15 protein-coding genes are annotated in these 14,761 nt (G+C 73.2%); 9 read left to right on the top strand and 6 right to left on the bottom strand.

Going from position 1 to position 14,761, the window contains the following annotated elements:
- Positions 1-6: 6 nt before the first annotated feature.
- The 3 genes from ACIRQ9_RS14770 to hutU all read right to left on the bottom strand — a co-directional run bounded on the left by ACIRQ9_RS14770 (position 7) and on the right by hutU (position 4,282).
- Positions 7-1,353 (bottom strand): formimidoylglutamate deiminase, encoded by a 1,347-nt coding sequence (locus ACIRQ9_RS14770; protein WP_404172451.1) that lies wholly within the window; start codon positions 1,351-1,353, stop codon positions 7-9.
- Positions 1,344-2,546 (bottom strand): allantoate amidohydrolase, encoded by a 1,203-nt coding sequence (locus ACIRQ9_RS14775; RefSeq protein WP_404172454.1) that lies wholly within the window; start codon positions 2,544-2,546, stop codon positions 1,344-1,346. The genes ACIRQ9_RS14770 and ACIRQ9_RS14775 overlap by 10 nt, the downstream gene beginning before the upstream one ends.
- A gap of 71 nt (positions 2,547-2,617) precedes the next feature.
- Complete coding sequence (hutU, locus tag ACIRQ9_RS14780) at positions 2,618-4,282, bottom strand: urocanate hydratase (protein ID WP_404171908.1); 1,665 nt, start codon at positions 4,280-4,282, stop codon at positions 2,618-2,620.
- 138 nt (positions 4,283-4,420) lie between these two features.
- On the opposite strand from hutU, the gene ACIRQ9_RS14785 reads away from it, so the two are divergent.
- The 5 genes from ACIRQ9_RS14785 to ACIRQ9_RS14805 all read left to right on the top strand — a co-directional run bounded on the left by ACIRQ9_RS14785 (position 4,421) and on the right by ACIRQ9_RS14805 (position 8,141).
- Positions 4,421-5,863 carry a diaminopimelate decarboxylase gene (locus tag ACIRQ9_RS14785; RefSeq protein ID WP_404171911.1) on the top strand — a complete coding sequence of 481 codons (1,443 nt, stop codon included), beginning with the start codon at positions 4,421-4,423 and terminating at the stop codon, positions 5,861-5,863.
- Positions 5,864-6,034: 171 nt separating this feature from the next.
- On the top strand, positions 6,035-6,424 hold the full coding sequence (locus ACIRQ9_RS14790; RefSeq protein WP_089102296.1) for a hypothetical protein: 390 nt from the start codon (positions 6,035-6,037) through the stop codon (positions 6,422-6,424).
- Positions 6,421-7,212 carry a transcriptional regulator gene (locus tag ACIRQ9_RS14795; protein WP_404171914.1) on the top strand — a complete coding sequence of 264 codons (792 nt, stop codon included), beginning with the start codon at positions 6,421-6,423 and terminating at the stop codon, positions 7,210-7,212. The genes ACIRQ9_RS14790 and ACIRQ9_RS14795 overlap by 4 nt, the downstream gene beginning before the upstream one ends.
- A 31-nt stretch (positions 7,213-7,243) precedes the next feature.
- Positions 7,244-7,750, top strand: coding sequence for a roadblock/LC7 domain-containing protein (locus tag ACIRQ9_RS14800; RefSeq protein WP_404171917.1), 507 nt, complete (start codon positions 7,244-7,246; stop codon positions 7,748-7,750).
- A 16-nt stretch (positions 7,751-7,766) separates the two neighbouring features.
- A complete protein-coding gene (locus tag ACIRQ9_RS14805; RefSeq protein WP_351320838.1) occupies positions 7,767-8,141 on the top strand; it encodes a hypothetical protein in 375 nt (124 codons plus the stop codon).
- Positions 8,142-8,157: 16 nt separating this feature from the next.
- On the opposite strand, the gene ACIRQ9_RS14810 is transcribed toward ACIRQ9_RS14805, so the two are convergent.
- The 3 genes from ACIRQ9_RS14810 to ACIRQ9_RS14820 all read right to left on the bottom strand — a co-directional run bounded on the left by ACIRQ9_RS14810 (position 8,158) and on the right by ACIRQ9_RS14820 (position 11,218).
- Positions 8,158-8,760, bottom strand: a complete 603-nt coding sequence (locus ACIRQ9_RS14810; protein WP_404171921.1) for a hypothetical protein — start codon at positions 8,758-8,760, stop codon at positions 8,158-8,160.
- Between the two features lie 110 nt (positions 8,761-8,870).
- Positions 8,871-9,713: a MurR/RpiR family transcriptional regulator gene (locus ACIRQ9_RS14815; protein ID WP_404171924.1), complete on the bottom strand. Its 843-nt coding sequence runs from the start codon at positions 9,711-9,713 to the stop codon at positions 8,871-8,873.
- Positions 9,710-11,218: an aromatic amino acid ammonia-lyase gene (locus ACIRQ9_RS14820; protein ID WP_404172457.1), complete on the bottom strand. Its 1,509-nt coding sequence runs from the start codon at positions 11,216-11,218 to the stop codon at positions 9,710-9,712. The genes ACIRQ9_RS14815 and ACIRQ9_RS14820 overlap by 4 nt, the downstream gene beginning before the upstream one ends.
- 141 nt (positions 11,219-11,359) lie before the next feature.
- On the opposite strand from ACIRQ9_RS14820, the gene ACIRQ9_RS14825 reads away from it, so the two are divergent.
- Genes ACIRQ9_RS14825 through ACIRQ9_RS14840 form a run of 4 tightly spaced genes read left to right on the top strand, consistent with a single transcriptional unit; the run spans position 11,360 to position 14,636 of the window.
- A complete protein-coding gene (locus ACIRQ9_RS14825; protein WP_404171927.1) occupies positions 11,360-12,394 on the top strand; it encodes an ABC transporter ATP-binding protein in 1,035 nt (344 codons plus the stop codon).
- Positions 12,391-13,032 (top strand): ABC transporter permease, encoded by a 642-nt coding sequence (locus ACIRQ9_RS14830; protein WP_404171930.1) that lies wholly within the window; start codon positions 12,391-12,393, stop codon positions 13,030-13,032. Before ACIRQ9_RS14825 ends, ACIRQ9_RS14830 begins: the two co-directional genes overlap by 4 nt.
- 1 nt (position 13,033) lies before the next feature.
- Positions 13,034-13,696 (top strand): ABC transporter permease, encoded by a 663-nt coding sequence (locus ACIRQ9_RS14835; protein WP_404171933.1) that lies wholly within the window; start codon positions 13,034-13,036, stop codon positions 13,694-13,696.
- 10 nt (positions 13,697-13,706) lie between these two features.
- Positions 13,707-14,636 carry an ABC transporter substrate-binding protein gene (locus tag ACIRQ9_RS14840; RefSeq protein ID WP_404171936.1) on the top strand — a complete coding sequence of 310 codons (930 nt, stop codon included), beginning with the start codon at positions 13,707-13,709 and terminating at the stop codon, positions 14,634-14,636.
- The last annotated feature ends 125 nt before the right edge of the window (positions 14,637-14,761 follow it).

Genomic DNA, 14,761 nt, shown 5'->3' on the forward strand with positions numbered 1-14,761 from the left:
TGGTCGTCAGGCGCGGAGCGCTTCGATCGCGTCGGCGAGTGCTCCCGGCACGTCGGGTACGAGCGCGTGGGCGCCGTCCCGTACGACGTGCCGGCCCGCGACGACCGTGTGGCGCACGTCCGCGGCGGTCGCGGCGAACACGGCCGTCTCGGCGCCCAGTCGCGGCAGCGGCCCCGCCGTCCTGACCGAGTCCAACGCGATCGTCGTCAGGTCGGCGAACATGCCGGGCGCGAGGGCGCCGGCGTCCTCCCAGCCGAGGGCCGCGTGGCCGTCGACGGAGGCGGCGCGCAGCAGGGCGGCGGCCGTCCAGTGCCCGCGGGTGCGGGTGCGCAGCCGCTCGTTCAGCTCCATGGCGCGCGCCTCTTCGAGCAGGTCGATGACGGCGTGGCTGTCGGAGCCGAGGGACAGCGGCGAGCCCGCGCGCTGGAGGGCGACGGCCGGTCCGATGCCGTCGGCCAGGTCCCGTTCGGTCGTCGGGCACATGCAGGTGCCGGTGCCGGAGCCGCCGAGCAGGGCGATGTCCTCGTCGGTGAGGTGGGTGCTGTGCACGCCGGTGGTGCGCGGGCCGAGGACGCCGTGGTCGGCCAGCAGCCGGGTGGGGGTGCGGCCGTGGGCGGCCAGGCAGGCGTCGTTCTCGGCCGTCTGCTCGGACAGGTGCACGTGGAGCGGGGCGCGCCGCTCCTCGGCCCAGCGGGCGACGGTCGCCAGCTGGTCGGCGGGCACGGCCCGCACCGAGTGGACGGCCGCCCCGATCCGGGCGTGCTCCCGTTCCTTGAGAAGGGAGCAGCGTTCGGCCCAGGCCTGCGCGCTGCCGTCGGAGAAGCGCGTCTGGTGGGCGGTGGGCGGCTCACCGAAGCCTGCGGACAGGTAGGCGGTGTCGAGCAGCGTGATGCGGATGCCGGCGTCGGCGGCGGCCGCGATCAGTGCCTCGCCCATGGCGTTCGGGTCGGCGTAGGGCGTGCCGCCGGGTGCGTGGTGGACGTAGTGGAACTCGCCGACGCACGCGATGCCCGCCAGCGCCATCTCGGCGTACACCGCGCGGGCGAGCGCGTGGTAGGTCTCCGGGGTCAGCCGGTCGGCGAAGGAGTACATCAGCTCGCGCCAGGTCCAGAAGGTCCCGGAGCCGATCTGGACCGTGGAGCGCAGCGCCCGGTGGAAGGCGTGCGAGTGGGCGTTGGCCAGGCCGGGGAGGGTGAGACCGCGCAGGATCTCGGCCCCCGGCGGTGGGGCGGGGGTGTCCGTGCGGACGGCGGTGATCCGGCCGTCCGCCACCTCCACGGCGACACCGGGCTCGACGCGCGTGTCGAGCCAGGCGTGCTCCAGCCAGTACGTCGTCGGTGTCGTCACCCGCAGGCCAGCCCTTCCAGTACGTCGGCGAGCGCGCTCACCCCGGCCACGCAGTCGTCCTCGGCGGCGAACTCGGCCGGGGAGTGCGAGACACCGGTGGGGTTGCGCACGAACAGCATGGCGGTCGGGATGCTCCCGGAGAGGATCCCGGCGTCGTGTCCGGCTCCGGTGCCCAGCACGGGCACGGTGAGTCCGGTGTCCCGGCCGAGGATGCGGCCGAGTTCGTCGCGCAGGGCGTGGTCGAACTCGACGACCGGGGTGAAGGACTCCCGGACCACGTCGAGGTCGATGCCGTGCGCCCGCGCGTACTCCCGGGCCGCCTTCTCGACGCCGCCGACGACGGTGTCGAGGGTGGCCTGGTCGGCGGCGCGGGAGTCGAGCCAGCCGCGCACCAGGGACGGGATGGCGTTGACGCCGTTCGGTTCGACGGCGATCTTGCCGAAGGTGGCGACGGCTCCGGCGAGTTCGGCCTCGCGGCGGGCCGCGAGCACGGTCTCGGCGTACGACAGCATCGGGTCGCGGCGGTCGGCCAGCCGGGTGGTGCCGGCGTGGTTGGCCTCGCCGCGGAAGTCGAACCGCCAGCGTCCGTGCGGCCAGATCGCGCTGGCCACGCCGACCGGGTCGCCGGACAGGTCCAGCGCGCGGCCCTGTTCGACGTGCAGTTCGACGAAGGCGCCGATGCGGGCGAGCCGTTCGGGGTCGGCGCCGATGGCGTCGGGGTCGTGGCCGGCGGCCTCCATGGCCCGGGGCAGGGTGATGCCGTCCCCGTCGGTGAGCCGGTGGGCCTGCTCGACGGTGAGCTGTCCGGCGGTCAGCCGCGACCCGACGCAGGCGAGACCGAACCGGGCGCCCTCCTCGTCACCGAAGTTGACGATGGCGAGCGGCCGGGTGAACTCCACTCCCCTGCGGCGGAGTTCGTCGAGCGCAGCGAAGGACGACACCACGCCGAGCGGCCCGTCGAAGGCGCCGCCGTCCGGTACGGAGTCCAGGTGCGAGCCGGTGACGACGGCGTCCCCGGCGGCCGGGTCACCGAGCCAGGCCCACTGGTTGCCGTTGCGGTCGACCTCGTGGACCAGTCCACGCCTGTCGGCCTGCTCCCGGAACCACGCCCGGCACTCGGCGTCGGCCCCGGTCCAGGCGAAACGGCGGTAGCCGTGCGAGTCGGCGTGCCGCCCGACGGGGAGCAGCTCCCGCCACATCTCGTGGAAGGAGACCGCGCCGCCGCCCGGCGTCCGGGCGTCGGCCCGCACCGCGGAGTCCCCGCTCCTCGTCACGCGTCGTCGCCCTCACGCATCGGCACCCGCACGCCGCGCTCGTCGGCGACGGCCTCGGCGATGTCGTAGCCCGCGTCCACGTGCCGGATGACACCCATGCCGGGGTCGTTCGTCAGGACCCGGCGGATCTTCTCGCCGGCGAGCTTCGTGCCGTCGGCCACCGTCACCTGCCCGGCGTGGATGGAGCGTCCCATGCCCACCCCGCCGCCATGGTGGAGGGAGACCCAGGACGCGCCCGACGCCACGTTCACCATGGCGTTCAGCAGCGGCCAGTCGGCGATCGCGTCGGAGCCGTCCAGCATGGCCTCCGTCTCGCGGTAGGGCGAGGCCACGGAGCCGCAGTCGAGGTGGTCGCGGCCGATCGCCAGCGGTGCCGCCAGCTCGCCGCTCGCCACCATGTCGTTGAACCGCTCGCCGGCCTTGTCCCGCTCGCCGTAGCCGAGCCAGCAGATGCGCGCGGGCAGGCCCTGGAAGTGGACCCGCTCGCCGGCCAGCTTGATCCAGCGGGCGAGGGACTCGTTCTCCGGGAACAGGTCGAGGATCGCCTTGTCGGTCTTGGCGATGTCGGAGGCCTCGCCGGACAGGGCCGCCCAGCGGAAGGGGCCCTTGCCCTCGGAGAAGAGCGGGCGGATGTAGGCCGGGACGAAGCCGGGGAAGGCGAACGCCCGCTCGTACCCGGCGAGCTGGGCCTCGCCGCGGATGGAGTTGCCGTAGTCGAAGACCTCGGCGCCCGCGTCCATGAAGCCGACCATGGCCTCGACGTGCTTGGCCATCGACTCGCGGGCGCGGATGGTGAAGCCCGCCGGGTCCTTGGCCGCCGCGTCCGCCATGTCCTCGAAGGCGATGCCGACCGGCAGGTAGGCCAGCGGATCGTGGGCGGAGGTCTGGTCGGTGACGATGTCGATCGGCGCGTTCATCGCGAGCAGCTGCGGGACCAGCTCGGCCGCGTTGCCGAGGACGCCGATGGAGAGCGGGCGGCGGGCGTCGCGGGCCTCGGTGGCGAGCCGGAGCGCGTGGTCGAGCGAGTCGGCCTTCACGTCGAGGTAGCGGTGCTCGATCCGGCGTTCGATGGCGCGCGGGTCGACGTCGATGCAGAGGGCGACGCCGTCGTTCATGGTGACGGCGAGGGGCTGGGCACCGCCCATGCCGCCGAGGCCGGCGGTGAGGGTGATGGTGCCGGCGAGGGTGCCGTTGAACTTCTTGGCGGCGACGGCGGCGAAGGTCTCGTAGGTGCCCTGGAGGATGCCCTGGGTGCCGATGTAGATCCAGGAACCGGCGGTCATCTGGCCGTACATGGTCAGGCCGAGGGCCTCCAGGCGGCGGAACTCCTCCCAGTTGGCCCAGTCGCCGACCAGGTTGGAGTTGGCGATGAGGACGCGCGGGGCCCACTCGTGGGTCTGCATCACGCCGACCGGGCGGCCGGACTGGACCAGCATGGTCTCGTCCTGCTTGAGGGTGCGCAGCGTGCGGACCATGGCGTCGAAGGAGCGCCAGTCGCGGGCCGCCTTGCCGGTGCCGCCGTAGACGACGAGCTTGTCGGGGTGCTCGGCGACCTCGGGGTCGAGGTTGTTCTGCAGCATCCGCAGGGCGGCTTCCTGCTGCCATCCCAGGGCGCTCAGTTCCGTACCGCGCGGGGCTCGTACGGGGCGGGGTCCTGACATGGTCTGCCTCCTAGCGCATGACGGCCAGTGATGTGTTCCTGCGGTTATTCGGTTATTCACATCCTGGCCCGCTGAATAGAGCTAGTCAATACATCGGTCCGCCAGCGCGGCCGCGGGTCCGGGTGTTTCGCTGGACGTATGGGCCCTAAGGGTGCGGACGACGACATGTCGGGGGACGGCGTGGCGGACGGCAGGACGAGCGACGGAGCGGGCAGGGACGGGTGCGTGGACGACAGCGAGCGGGTGGTGCGGCGGGACGACGCCGTGCGGGCGGCGGTGGAGCAGGGGCTGCTGGGGCCGGACGCGCCGATCGTAGGCCTGCTGGACGTGACCGGCATCCGCACCTCGGCGGCGGCGCTGCACCGGGCGTTCGAGGCGGTCGCGGCGCCCGGCACCCGGATGCTGCACGCCTTCGCGGTGAAGGCGAACCCGCTGGTGCCGGTGGTGCGGCTGCTGGCAGGGGAGGGCATCGGCGCCGAGGTGGCCAGCGCGGGCGAGCTGGCCCTGGCACGGGCGGCCGGGGTGCCGGTGGAGCGGACGGTGTTCGACGCGCCCGCGAAGACCGGGACGGAGCTGCGCGAGGCGCTGGCGCTGGGCGTCGCGGTGAACGCGGACAACCCGCAGGAGCTGCGGCGCATCGACGCCCTGACCGCCTCCGCGCGGACCGGCTCGCCGCTCGGGATCCGGGTCAACCCGCAGATCGGGGCGGGCAGCATCGGCGCCACCTCCACCGCGACGGCGACCTCGAAGTTCGGCGTGGGGCTGCGGGACGAAGGGGCGCGGGAGTGGGTGGTGCGGGCCTTCGCGGACCGGCCGTGGCTGACCCGGCTGCACGCGCACATCGGTTCGCAGGGGATCTCGCTGTCGCTGCTGGCGCGGGGCGTGGCGGAGACGTACGCGCTGGCCGAGGAGATCAACGCGCGGATCGGGCGGCGGCAGATCGACACCCTCGACATCGGCGGCGGACTCTCGGTCAACCTCGCCTCGGAGGCGACGGAGCCGACGTACGCGCAGTACGCGCGGCTCCTGGCGGAGGCGGTGCCGGGGCTGTTCGACGGTCGGTACGGGCTGGTGACGGAGTTCGGGCGGTCGCTGCTGGCCCGGCACGGCACGGTGGTGGCCCGGGTGGAGTACACCAAGAGCTCCGGCGGGCGGCGGATCGCGGTGACGCACGCGGGCGTCCAGGTGGCGGCCCGGACGGTGTACGTGCCGGGCGCCTGGCCGCTGCGGATCGCCGGGTACGACGCCAAGGGCCGGCCCAAGGAGGGTCCGGCGGTGGTGCAGGACGTGGCAGGACCGGCCTGCTTCTCGGGCGACCTGCTCGCCGAGGGGCGCGCGCTGCCGGTCCTGGAACAGGGCGACCACGCGGCCGCGCTGGACACCGGCGCGTACTACTTCGGCACGCACTACTCCTACAACTCCCTTGCCCGGCCCGGGGTTTACGGCTTCGCCCCGGACGGCGCCGGCGGCGTGGCGTTCGCCGTCGTACGGGAGCCGCAGACGGTCGCGGAGATCGTGGCCGATTCCGGAGGGGCGCACGCCGACGCGCTCACCACCCTGCGTGCAACCGGAAGCCGTTGAGGGATCCCGGACACAGGGATCAACTGGGTCGAAACGCAGCCCAGTCGACCAACACTAGCCTGCCGTGGGCACGTTCCACTGGAAAATGCCAAACGCACCCCTCCCGTCGCACACGTTGCGTAGTGTCTGCGTCACTCAACCGGAAAGCCAGGCGGCGGGAGGGGAGCCACGGTGCCCGGAATCGACGAGTGCTTACTCGAGGCGATGCGGCTGCCCGGTGCCCGGGGAGCCGCCCTGGTCGACTGGACGAGCGGACTGGCCCTGGGCACGGTCGGGGAGGCACCCGGCGGTGACCACGAGACCACCGCGGCGGAGGCCGCCGAGCTGGCCCGGCTGGCCGCCGAGCACGGAGCGTTCAGCACCGAGGACGACACCGAGGTGAGTCCTCCGGTGGAGGACCTGATCGTGAGCAACCGGGACAGCTACCACCTGCTGCGGTTCGTGGTCACGTCCTTCGACGCCACGGTGTTCCTGCATCTGTGGCTGGCCCGCGAGGACGGCAATCTCGCCCTCGCCCGGATCCGGCTCGGCGAGATGGCCGAGCGGCTGGTGCTGGGATGACCGTGGTCGACATACCTCCGCCGCTGCCGATCCGGGACCGGGCCGTCCCGCAGGACGGTGCGGCCGGCGCGCTCTCGCCGATGCTGATACGCCTCGCCGAGGAGAGAGCCACCGGTGTCCTGGTCCGCGAGCACGGCACCCTGCAGCTGACCGAGGGCCGCGTGGTGCACGCCGAGAGCCCCCTCGCCCCGGGCCTCGACGTGCTCCTCACGGCCCACGGCACGCTGGACGCGGCGGTCTGGCCCTGGACCGAGGACATACCCGCCGCCGCGCACCGGCTGCTCGACGCCGGACTGCTGCCGAGGGGCGCGCTGGAACTCTGCCGCCTCGGCGCCCTCTACGACGCCGCGTTCTTCGCGCTCGCGCCCAGCAGCACCCCGGGCCGGTTCCGCTACGGCGCCCCGGTCACCGCGAGCCCGTTGCCGGCGGTCCCCGTCAGCGCCCTCGAGCACGAGACCCGGCGCCGCCGCGACCTGCTGCACCGCATCTGGCCCGACCCGTCGACGGACGGCGCCCCGCTGGCGCGCGCCGACCCGGTCGCCGCGCCGCCGGTCACCCAGCGCCAGCGGGCGGTCCTGAACCGGGTGGACGGCGTCCGCACGGCCCCGGAGATCGCCCGGCAGCTCGGCAGGCCGGCCTTCCACACGCTGGTGGACACCCGGCGGCTGGCGGCGGCCGGACTCCTCGCCCCGAGGAGCACCACGGCCGCCCCGCCCCTGCTCCCGCCGGTCACCGATCCCGACATCGCGCTGCTGAAGAGGCTCAGGGATGCGCTGGAGGCCCTTTGAACGGCACCGCCCCGCCGAGAGGAGACAGCTGATGGCGGCAGAACCCGGCAGCTCCGGCAGAGAGGCCGTCCTCGACGAACTGCGCCGGTTACGCACCCGGATGCCCCAGCTCACCGGCGCCCTCGCGGCCGGCGTGGACGGCCTGGTCGTCGCGCACGACTGCCCGGGCGTCGACCCGGAGGGCCTCGCCGCCCTCACCGCCGCCGAACTGGGCGTCGCCGTACGCGTCTCCGACGCCACCGGCAAGGGCGAACTCAAGGAACTGCTGGTGCGCGGCGAGGACGGCTACGTCGCCACCTACGCCGCGGGCCGCAGCGCCGTCCTCACCCTGCTCGCCGAGGACCGGGTGAACGTCGGCCGGCTCCACCTGGAGGGCCGCCGGGCCGCGGCCCGGATCGGCGACCTGGTGGACGCCGCCGAGGCCGCCGCCCTGGCCCTGCGCCCGGCCCGCCCCACCGCGACCACACGAACCCGAAACACGCGTACGGCACGGACCAGCACCACCACCACCGACGCGCGCACCACAACCGACAGTTGAAAGGAAACAGAGAGTCATGGCCAACACCGAAACCGCGCTGAAGGAAGCCCTCACCTCCATCGAGGGCGCCACCGGCGTCGCGCTCGTCGACTACACCACCGGCATGGCGCTGGGCACGATGGGCGGGAGCAAGACCTTCGACCTGAACGTGGCCGCCGCCGGCAACACGGACGTGATCCGCGCCAAGATGCGGACCATGGAGCACCTGGGGCTCAAGGGCGAGATCGAGGACATCCTGATCACGCTCTCCTCGCAGTACCACCTGATCCGGCTGCTCAAGGGCCGGGGCGGCAACGGCCTCTTCCTCTACCTGGTGCTGGACATCAACCGGTCCAACCTGGCGATGGCCAGGCACCAGCTGAAGAGGATCGAGGCGGACCTGGAGGTCTGACCTCCGGACCCCGGACTCAGACCAGAGCCGCGGTGCGGCGGCGGGTCCCGCCCGGGGCCGCGTCGCCCGCCGCGACGCCGGTAGCGCGGTACGCCTTGACGGCCCTGCCCACCGGGCCGCCGCCACGCCCGTCGAGCCAGTCGACGCGCAGCCACACCAGCTGCTCGCCGTCCCGCTCGCGGCGGCCCAGCCAGGCCGCCTTCAGCCACAGCCCGGTACCGGTCCCGGCGAGCAGCATGCCGCCGGCGGCCGGCATCGCGAAGGCGCTGCCGAGCGCGACGGCCCAGGCCGCCAGCAGCCACCAGCGGTGCCCTCGGCGCCAGTTCCGCACGGTCACCGCCCGGTCCTGGAGCACATCGTGCTTCCCGGCCCGGGCGGCGCCGCGCAGCAGCGCGGTGTACCGGCCGCGGCGGGTGAGCGCCACGACGGCCGCGCCGACCACGAACAGCGCGGCCCCGGCCAGCACGCCGATCCGGCGTCCGGTGACGCCCTCGGGCAGGACGCCGATGCCGGCCGCGAACACTCCGGCCCACCACAGCGGGGCGGCCCCGGCCCGTACGACCACGGCCACCCTGGCCAGGCCCTGCCCGCCTCGCGTTCCTCGTTCCGCACGTGCCATGTCCGCAGCCTCCTCGCCGGTCCTGTGGGTACGGCGGGACGCTAACCACAGAACGTGAGACGAGTCTGAGAGCGGCGGCCCGCCCGTGCGGACCGTTCCGGCGCGGCGGGCTATTCGACGAAGAGTCCCCGGGCCGCCGCCCGCGCGTCGAACTCCTCCAGGCGGGCCTGCGCGTCCGGCAGTTCGTCGGCCATCGCCTCCAGCAGCACCCGGCCCAGCAGCATCGGCGCGCACGCCGTGTCGAAGGCGAGCCCGGTGCCGACGGCGGCCGGCAGCAGCAGGTCGGAGTGCTTGGCCACGGGCGCGAAGGCGGAGTCGGCGACGGTCACCACGGTCAGCCCGGCGGCCTTCGCGTAACCGAGGGTGTCCACGACCTCGCGGGGATGCCGGGGCAGCGCGAAGCACAGCAGCGCCGTGGCGCCGGCCCGCAGGGCCGCGTCGATGCGGTCGTGGATCATCGTGCCGCCCTCGTCGAACAGCCGGACGTCCGGGTGCACCTTGGCGGCGAAGTAGGCGAAGCCGTAGGCCTGCGAGGCGGCGGCGCGCAGGCCGAGCACCGGCAGCGGCCGGGAGGCGGCCAGCACCCGGCCGGCCTGCTGCACCGGGCGCGGGTCGGCGAGCACGTCGGCGAGGTGCCGCAGGTTCTCGATCTCGGCCTCGACGGCCTGCTGGTACTCGTTGTACGACCCGTTGCCCGCGGCCTGTTCGGCGGGCACCACCTCGCGCAGGTGCTTGCGCAGCGCCGGGTAGCCGTCGAAGCCGAGGGCGACGGCGAACCGGGTCACGGACGGCTGGCTGACACCGGCCAGTTCGGCCAGCTCCACGCTGGACAGGAAGGGCACGTCGGCGGCGCGCCGCACCATGCTGTGCGCGATGCGCCGCTGGGTCGGCGTGAGCCGGTGCCCCTCGAAGAGCGCCTGCAACCGTGTCGCAGGGCTGTCGGTCACGTTCATGACGTGCTCCCCCTCCAGATGTCCGTGAACCGGTCGAGCAGTCCGGCCGCCGCCGTGACGTCGTCCGTGAGCGGCCGGTCGGCCGGGTCCGCCTCCAGGACCGCTTCGGCGAGCTCCAGCGCCAGCCCCACCCCCAGCCCGGGTTCGGGCCGGAGCTCGCGCTGGCGCAGCGCCCGTACGGCGGCGACGAGTTCGCAGCCGACCACCAGACGGTACGCACGACAGGCGCGCAGCGTTTGACGGGCGGCGAGCGAGGCGAAACTGGCCTGCTCCTCGACGCCTCGGGAGAGTACAGCGTGCCCGAGGGAGGCGGGCGCGGAGAAGGCGCGCAGATCGCCGAGGGCGGCGCCGGCGGCGTACTCCAGGATCATCACGCCGGAGGAGGCGGCCTCCTGGTCGGCGAGGAAGGGGCGCAGGCGGGTGAAGGCCGGTTCGTTGAGGGAGGAGAGCCGGGAGGTGGACAGGCGTGCGACCTGGGTGACGGCGAGCCGGAAGTGGTCCAGGGCGAGGGCGAGCTGGGCCTGGTAGAAGCCGCCGTGGTGGTAGGCGGCCAGGTCCTCGGCGGAGATGAGGGGGTTCTCGGCGGCCGCGTTGATCTCGACGGCCAGGACCTGTTCCAGGGCGTCGGCGGCGTCGAGCGCGGGGCCGTGTATCTGCGGCAGGCAGCGGAAGCCGTACGGGTCCTGGATCCGGCCGAGCGGCGGGGTGGGCCGGTCGGCGGCGCCGATCAGCTCCCGCATCCGGCGGGCGACGGCCATGCTGCCGCGGTGCGGGCGGGCGGCGTGCACGGGCGCCGCGTAGGCCTCGTGGGAGCCGTCGACGGCGAGCAGGGACAGGGCGGCCACCACCTGGGTGGCCTCGACGAGGCCGCGCAGTTCGTGCAGGGCGAGCGCCGACTGGCCGAGGGTGAGGGCGTTGCTGCTGATCAGGGCGAGGGCGTCGTTGTTGTCGAGGGGCTGGGGGGCGGGCGGCTTCTCGCCTCGCCACGGGTGTTCCCCGGCCAGCGCCAGGCCGACCTGGGCGAGCGCGGCGATGTCTCCGGTGCCGACCGAACCGAACTCGTTGACGACCGGGTGCGCTCCCGACTCCAGTGCCTCGCACAGGGCGCTGACGACGCTCGGGCGCAGGCCCGCGCCGCCGGCGAGCAGCTGGTTGGCGCGGACGGCGAGCATGGCGCGGACCTGCCGGGCGGGCAGTTCCTCGCCTATGGCGCCGGCGTGGCTGCGCAGCAGCCGCAGTCCGTGCCCGGCGGCCGCCTCGGTGGGCACGTCCTCGTTCCGGTTGGCGCCGACGCCGGTCGAACGGCCGTAGACGCGGCCGGTGGCGGCGATCTGGCGGGCGGCGTTCCACGACTCCTCCGCGCGGCGCATGCCGTCCGTGCCGGGGACCGGCCGGGCGGCGCCGTCGGCGAGCCGTACGACGTCCTCGACGCCCATTCCGATGCCGTCGAGGATCACCAGGCCGGAATGTTCGACTCCGGATGCGTCCACGATACGAGACGACAACACGCCCACACTCCCCTCAATCCGGACAGCCGGTCTTGCGTTGCGGTCATCCGTTACCTCGGATTAACGCCAGACCGTTGACAAGCTATTCACCTAGGAAGAACTCTGCATGACGTTATACAGCCGGGCAAGGGACATCTCATGATCCAGTTCGACGCGGTCCACAAGCGCTTCCCCAACGGCACGACAGCAGTCAATGATCTCTCCCTGGACATGCCGGAGGGCGGTGTGACCGTCCTGGTCGGCTCCTCCGGCTGCGGCAAGACCACCACCCTGCGGATGATCAACCGCATGGTCGACCCGACCTCCGGCACCATCCGGGTCGGCGGCAAGGACGTCCTCGAACAGGACGCGGCCGAACTGCGCCGCTCCATCGGGTACGTCATCCAGCAGGCCGGACTCTTCCCGCACCGCACGGTGCTCGACAACATCGCCACCGTCCCGCTGCTGCTCGGCTGGAACCGGAGGAAGGCCCGCGCCCGCGCCGCCGAACTCCTGGAGACCGTCGGCCTCGCCGCCGACTCCGGCAAGCGGTACCCGCACCAGCTCTCCGGCGGCCAGCAGCAGCGCGTCGGCGTGGCCCGCGCGCTCGCCGCCGACCCGCCGGTCCTGCTGATGGACGAGCCGTTCGGCGCGGTCGACCCGGTGGTCCGCACCCAGCTCCAGGACGAACTCCTCCGGCTCCAGAAGGAGTTGAGCAAGACCATCGTCTTCGTCACGCACGACATCGACGAGGCGGTCCGGCTCGGTGACCGGATCGCGGTGTTCCGCACCGGCGGCCACCTGGTCCAGTGCGCCCCGCCCGCCGAACTGCTGGCGCGCCCGGCCGACGACTTCGTCGCCGACTTCCTGGGCGCGGAACGGGGACTGAAACTGCTGTCCCTCAAGACCCTCGCCGACGTCCCGCAGGGCCCGGCGCCCCAGGGCGACTGGACCCTGGCGCTCGACCCGGCGGGCAGGCCCCTGCACTGGGTGTCCGGCGACACCGAACTCCCGCTGCGGCCGCTCGGGGACGGCGACTCCCTGCTGGCCGCGCTCGACGAGTCCCTCGCCGCCCCCACCGGCCTGATAGCCCGGGTCGACGCGGCCGGCGTCCTCACCGGCGTCTCCTCCCGCGACGACATCCACGCGCACGCCGGCCGGGCGCACACCGAGGCCCGGGCGGTGGCGGCATGACCATCGACTGGTCGTGGATAGGCGGCCACACCGACGACCTCACCAGCCTGACGCTCTCCCACCTCCAGGCGGCGATGACCGCGGTCCTCCTCGGCCTGCTGATCTCGCTCCCGCTCGCGGTCCTCGCCCACCGGGTCCGCGCGCTGCGCGGCCTCCTGCTCGGCCTGTCCAACGTGCTCTTCACGATCCCCTCGATCGCGATCTTCGTCCTGCTGCTGCCGGTCAGCGGCCTGACCCGCACCACCACGGTCATCGGCCTGACCGTCTACACCCTGGTGGTGCTGTTGCGGAACACCGTCGAGGGGCTGGACTCGGTGCCCGCGAAGACCAAGGAGGCGGCCAAGGCGATGGGCACCCGCCCGCTGCGCACCCTCCTCACGGTCGAGCTTCCGCTGGCCCTCCCGGTGATCATGGCCGGCGTCCGGATCGCCACGGTCATGTCCATCTCGCTGGTGAGCGTCGCCACGTACATCGGCGACGGCGGCCTCGGCCAGCTCTTCACCGACGGCTTCCAGCGCGACTTCCCGACCCCGGTGATCGCGGGCGTGGTGCTCACCATCCTGCTCGCCGTGGTCGCCGACGCCCTGCTGGTGGCCCTCCAGTACGTCCTCACCCCGTGGCGCAGGAGGCGAGCCTGAGATGTACGAGCTGTTCAAGAACCTCGGCACCTGGCTGACCAGCGGCTCCCAGTGGGCCGGCCCGGACGGCATCGGCCACCGGCTCGCCGAGCACCTCCAGTACTCGCTGCTCGCGACCCTGATCGCCGCCGCGATCGGCCTCCCGGTCGGCCTGCTCATCGGCCACACCGGCAAGGGCGCGTTCGTCGCCATCAACCTGGCGTCCTTCGGCCGCGCCCTGCCCACCGTCGGCCTGGTCGTGCTGGTCTTCCTGGCCGGCGGCCTGTCGATGCTCCCGGTGTACGTGGCGCTGGTCGCCCTCGCCGTGCCGGCCATCGTCACCAACACCTACGCCGGGATGACGGCCGTCGACCCGGACGTCCGCGACGCCGCCCGCGGCCAGGGCATGCGCGGCCATCAGGTCCTCCGCCAGGTCGAACTGCCGCTGGCGCTGCCGCTGATCATGACCGGCCTGCGCCTGGCGCTCATCCAGGTCGTCGCCACCGCGACCGTCGCCGCCTACGTCTCCTTCGGCGGCCTCGGCCGCTACGTCTTCGACGGACTCGCCCAGCGCGACCTGGTCCAGGTGCTCGGCGGCGCGGTGCTCGTCGCGGTCGTCGCCATCGCCCTGGACCTGCTGCTGAGCGGCCTCCAGCGCTTCCTCTTCCGCCACCGCACTGCCTAGGGACCAGAAGATGAACCGTCGTACCCTCCTCGGTGGCCTGCTCGCCGCCGGATCCGTCCCCGCCCTCGCCGCCTGCTCCAGCGGCATCACCTCCCTGAACGAGAGCAGCGGCTCGGCCGCGGGCGGCGGGTCCAGCAAGGGCGGGATCACCATCGGCACCGCCAACTTCACCGAGAACCAGGTGCTCGGCTACCTCTACGCCGCCGCCCTCAAGGCCGCCGGCGTGCAGGTGAAGGTCCGTCCCAATCTCGGCACCCGGGAGATCGTGATCCCCGCGCTCAAGGCCGGCGACATCGACCTGCTGCCCGAGTACCAGGGCGCCCTCCTCAACTACCTGGCCCCGAAGGACACCTCGGCGGACCCGGGCACCATGCAGAACGCGCTGGCGATGGCCCTGCCCGCCGGTCTCCAGGTGCTGCCGTACGGGCAGGCCGCCGACTCCGACTGCTTCGTCGTCACCCGGGCGACCGCGCAGAAGTACGGCCTGGCCTCGCTGGCCGACCTGGCGAAGCAGAACGGCAGGCTGGTCATCGGCGCCGCGCCCGAGGTGAAGAAGCGCCGGGTGGGCGCGGTCGGGCTGCAGGAGGTGTACGGCGCCCGATTCAAGGAGTTCAAGTCGCTGGACTCGGACGGGCCGCTGGTCAAGGGCGCCCTGAAGAAGGGCGACGTGGACGTGGCGAACCTGTTCACCACCGACACCGACATCACCGCCAACGGCTGGGTGGTGCTGAGCGACCCGAAGAACCTGGTCCCCAGCCAGCACATCGTCCCGCTGATCGCCGACCGCAAGGCCGACGCCACGGTCCGCAAGGCGCTCGCCCGGCTCGGCAACCTCCTCACCACCGAACAGCTCACCGAGCTGAACAGCCAGGTCGACAACGACAAGAAGGACCCGGAGGACGTGGCGGACGCGTACGCCCAGCAGCACGGGCTGGTCTGATCACGAAGCCGTATCGCGTGATCGATGAGCCGCTGACGGAAGTGCCAAATGTCCGCAAACAGACACGCGGAGTGACGGTGCGTGTGCTTACGGTGATGACGTGCCAACAGCACCGCACCCGACCT

Origin of the sequence: Streptomyces sp. NPDC101237, assembly GCF_044767465.1 — a bacterium.
GTDB lineage: Bacteria > Actinomycetota > Actinomycetes > Streptomycetales > Streptomycetaceae > Streptomyces > Streptomyces gramineus.